This window comes from Streptomyces hainanensis, from assembly GCF_004348415.1.
GTDB classification, from domain to species: Bacteria; Actinomycetota; Actinomycetes; order Streptomycetales; family Streptomycetaceae; genus Streptomyces; species Streptomyces hainanensis.
In genome coordinates this window covers 1-3,974 of the sequence record NZ_SMKI01000601.1, presented here as the reverse complement: position 1 = coordinate 3,974, position 3,974 = coordinate 1, and the positions used below count along the sequence as shown (strand labels likewise).

The window sequence follows — 3,974 nt, the reverse complement described above, 5'->3', positions numbered from 1 at the left end:
CGTCCGAACTCGGACGCGCCCCGCTCCCCGCGTGACCCGAACCGTGCCGGTGCTCAGTGCACCGGCGTCACCGGCGCCTGCTCCCCGGCGGCCTCGCCTTCCTCGCTGGCGAGCCGCTCGTTGCCACTGGCGGTCTTCAGCGGCTTCTCCTTGATGAAGAGCACCACCAGCAGCGCCATCGCGGCGAACGGGGTGGCGACCAGGAACAGCTCCGCGGTCGCCACGCCGTAGGCGTCCTGCACGATCTCCCTGATCGGGTCGGGCAGCAGCGAGATGTCGGGCACCGAGTGCGCGCCGCCGCCGGAGGCCCCCTCCTCGCCGGTCGCCGGCAGCTGGCTGGCCAGCTCGTCCGCCACCCGGTTGGCCAGGATCGCGCCCAGCACGCTGGTGCCGATGGTGCCGCCCATGCTGCGGAAGAACGACAGCACGGAGGTCGCGGCGCCCAACTCCCTGGCCGGCACGTCGTTCTGCGCCGCCAGCACCAGGTTCTGCATCAGCATGCCGACGCCGACGCCCAGCAGCGCCATGTAGAGGCTCAGCAGCAGGAAGCTGGTGTCCCGGTCGATGGTGGCCAGCAGCGCGAGGCCGACCGTCATCACGGCGCCGCCGATCACCAGGTGGATCTTCCAGACGCCGGTGCGGGTGATGATCTGCCCGGCGACGGTGGAGGACACCAGTAGGCCCATGATCATCGGCAGGCCCATCAGCCCCGCGACGGTGGGGGAGTTGCCCAGCGAGATCTGGAAGTACTGGGAGAGGAAGACGGTGCCGCCGAACATCGCCAGACCCACCAGGAGGCTGGCGATCGTGGTCAGCGTGACCGTCCGGTTCCGGAAGATGCCCAGCGGGATGACCGGCTCGGGCACCCTGGACTCCACCAGGACGGCGGCGCCGAGCAGCACCGCACCACCCACCGTGAAGGCGCCGGTCTGCCAGGACATCCAGTCGAACTCGTTGCCGGCCAGGGTGACCCAGATCAGCAGCGAGCAGACGCCGGAGACGATCAGGAAGGCGCCCAGGTAGTCGATCTTGATCTCGCGCCGGCTGGTCGGGATGGACAGGGTGCGCTGGAGGATGAGGATCGCGGCCAGCGCGAACGGCACGCCGATGAAGAAGCACCAGCGCCACCCCAGCCAGGAGGTGTCCACCAGCACGCCGCCCACCAGCGGCCCGGCGACCGTGCCCACGGCGAACACGGCGCCGAAGATGCCCGCGTACTTGCCGAGTTGCCGCGGCGGGATGATGGCGGCCATCACGACCTGGACGAGCGCGGTGAGGCCGCCGGCGCCGATGCCCTGCACGACCCGGCTGAAGATCAACAGCCCGACGCCCTGCGAGAAGCCGGCCAGCAGCGAGCCGACGACGAACATCGCGAGCGACAGCTGGAGCAGCAGCTTCTTGTTGTAGAGGTCGGACAGCTTCCCCCAGAGCGGAACGGTGGCGGTCATCGCCAGCAGCTCCGAGGTGACGACCCAGGTGTAGGAGGACTGGGTGGCGCCCAGGTCGGCGATGATCCGGGGCAGCGCGTTGGCCACCACGGTGCCGGCCAGGATGGCCACGAACATGCCGGCCATCAGGCCGGTCATCGCCTGGAGTATCTGGCGTTGGTTCATGGCGGCCGGACCGGATGCCGGCGCCTCTGGTGAACTCACGGTCGTTCCTTCTCGGTACTCGGTGAAAGGGACGCGGCGAGACCGACGGCGGTGGCCGCGCGCCGGTCTCGCCGCCGGTGGTCAGCCGACCGGGCCGCGGTCCTCCGCGGTGGGGGCGGGCAGCCCGGCGGCAAGCTGGGTGAAGGCGCTGTGGAAGATCGGCTGGAACGCCTCGGCCGAGCGCGTGCTCCAGTGTTCGATGGCCACCCGGACGGCGGTGCCGGCCATGGCCGCCACCAGGCGCGGGTAGAGCCCGACCGCCGCCGGGTCGACGTCGTACGCGTCCGTGACGTCGGCGCTCTCCCCGGATGCCGGGGCCCCGGCGTCGCCGGTCGCCGGGTGGAGCCGCCGCGCGACGGCCGTGGCCAGGCCGAACTCGTCCGCCGTGTGCGCGCCCAGGCTGCGGACCAGCAGGTGCGGCGCCTGCCTGAGCACCTCGGCGCGGAGCTGCCACAGCCCGTGCCGCGCCTCGACGTCCACCAGCTCGGCGATCAGCGCGTCGCGCACGGCGTCGAGCGGGCTGAGCTCGGCGGGCGCGGCCAGCACGGCGTGCCTGACCCGCTCGCTCAGCTCGTCGTCGATCATCACGAAGGCGTCGTCGCGTTGGTCGAAGTAGTTGAAGAAGGTGCGTGGCGAGACGCCGACCTCGGCGCTGATCGCCTCCACGGTCACGTTCTCCACTCCCCGCGCCACGGCGAGCCGCACGGCCGCCTCGCCCAACGCCGCCCGGGTCGCCTGCTTCTTGCGCTCGCGCAGCCCCACGGGCACCGATCTCTCCGCCACACATTGCAGGGTATGAAAAAATTCAGAATACGCAAAACTAATTTTCAACGATCGACTCCGCGTCGGAAGAGGCCGTCACATCCCGGCCGACCCCCGTCACCCCTCCGGGTGTTTCTGCCCGCCAACGTCGTCCGGGAGGCTGACAGCCGGCCCGGAGCCCCCGTCCCGGTGTGGAAACGTGTGCCCCCGCCACACAGCGACCGCACCGCACGAACCCGACCGCGCCGCACGGCGTGTCGAGTGGACGAGGGAGAACCATGTACGAATGGCTGCGCGACACCATGGTGGGCAGACTCCAACTCCCCGCCGCCGGAGTCCGGCCCGAGGCCACCCCCGAGGAGGCCGGCCTCGACTCGCTCGCCGTGACGGAGCTGGTCCTCATCGCCCGACAGGAGCTCGGCCTCGAACTCGACGAGGACGAGCTCTACGGCCTGCGGACCGTGGCGGAGGTCGCCGAGTTCCTGCGCCGCCGGACCGAGCCCGTCGCCTCGTGACCGCCGGCCGGCCCGCCGCCGTGCTGAGCGGCCTCGGCTCCTGGCAGCCCCCCACGGTGGTCGGCAACGACGTCGTCGCCGCGCGACTCGGCGTCAGCGAGGAGTGGATCCTCCAGCGCACCGGGGTGTGCACCAGGCGCCGCGTCGAACCGGGCACCGCGACCGTCGAGATGGCGGTCGAGGCCGGCACCCGCGCCCTGAAGTCGGACGGCTCCGGCCAGGTCGACGCCGTGCTGCTGGCCACCGGCACGCCCGACCGGCTCTGCCCGTCGAGCGCGCCCACCCTCGCCGCCCGGCTGGGGCTCTGCGGCGTCGCCGCCCTCGACGTCGCCGGCGCCTGCTCCGGCTTCCTCTACGGCCTGGCCGTCGCCGGCGGCCTCCTCGCCGCCGGAACGTTCCACCGTGTCCTGCTGGTCGGCGCCGACACCATGTCCTCGGTCGTCGACCCGGAGGACCGCACCACCGCCGCGATCTTCGGCGACGCCGCCGGCGCCGTCGTCCTGCGCGCCGGAGACCCCGGCGAACCCGGCGCCCTCGGCCCGTTCGTCCTCGGCAGCGACGGCGACCACGGCGACCTCATCCACATCGCCGGTGGAGGAGCCCTCAACCGCCACGGCCGCGTCTCGCTCGCCATGGACGGCCGATCCGTGTTCCGCCACGCCCTGCACCGGATGGGCGGGGCGGTGGCCGACGCCGCCGAGCTGGCCGGCTGGTCGCTCCACGAGGTCGACCGGTTCGCGGTCCACCAGGCCAACGCCCGGATCTCCCGCGCCCTCGCCGCCGACCTCGGCGTCGACCCGGCCCGCTGGATCAGCAACATCGAACACGCGGGGAACACCACCGCCGCCTCCGTGCCCCTCCTTCTCGACCACGCCAACCGGCACGGCGGCCTCGCCCCCGGGCAGCGCGTCATCCTGGCGGCCTTCGGCGCCGGGCTCACCTGGGGCGGCACCAGCGTCACCTGGCCCGCGCTCGCCGCCGGGGACTGACGGCCGGGCCCCCGGCCCGCGTCCCCGTCCACCCCACGCAAGGAGCCCACCCATGC

4 protein-coding genes are annotated in these 3,974 nt (G+C 72.6%); 2 read left to right on the top strand and 2 right to left on the bottom strand.

The window, feature by feature from the left end; genetic code table 11:
* Positions 1-53 precede the first annotated feature (53 nt).
* Entirely contained in the window at positions 54-1,613 is a 1,560-nt protein-coding gene (locus E1283_RS33290) for an MDR family MFS transporter (RefSeq protein WP_207930634.1), read from the bottom strand.
* 120 nt (positions 1,614-1,733) lie between these two features.
* On the bottom strand, positions 1,734-2,444 hold the full coding sequence (locus tag E1283_RS33285) for a TetR/AcrR family transcriptional regulator (protein ID WP_132821899.1): 711 nt from the start codon (positions 2,442-2,444) through the stop codon (positions 1,734-1,736).
* Positions 2,445-2,692: 248 nt separating this feature from the next.
* Between E1283_RS33285 and E1283_RS33280 the strand changes: the two genes are divergently transcribed.
* The gene (locus tag E1283_RS33280) at positions 2,693-2,929 is read left to right on the top strand and encodes an acyl carrier protein (RefSeq protein ID WP_132821897.1); all 237 of its coding nucleotides are present in this window, start codon (positions 2,693-2,695) and stop codon (positions 2,927-2,929) included.
* Positions 2,926-3,918, top strand: coding sequence for a beta-ketoacyl-ACP synthase 3 (locus E1283_RS33275; protein ID WP_132821896.1), 993 nt, complete (start codon positions 2,926-2,928; stop codon positions 3,916-3,918). Before E1283_RS33280 ends, E1283_RS33275 begins: the two co-directional genes overlap by 4 nt.
* The last annotated feature ends 56 nt before the right edge of the window (positions 3,919-3,974 follow it).

Excerpts from the sequence above, each read along its gene's own strand:
- E1283_RS33280 (WP_132821897.1), top strand. The coding sequence starts at position 2,693 with ATGTACGAATGGCTGCGCGACACCATGGTGGGCAGACTCCAACTCCCC.
- E1283_RS33290 (WP_207930634.1), bottom strand. The coding sequence starts at position 1,613 with ATGAACCAACGCCAGATACTCCAGGCGATGACCGGCCTGATGGCCGGC.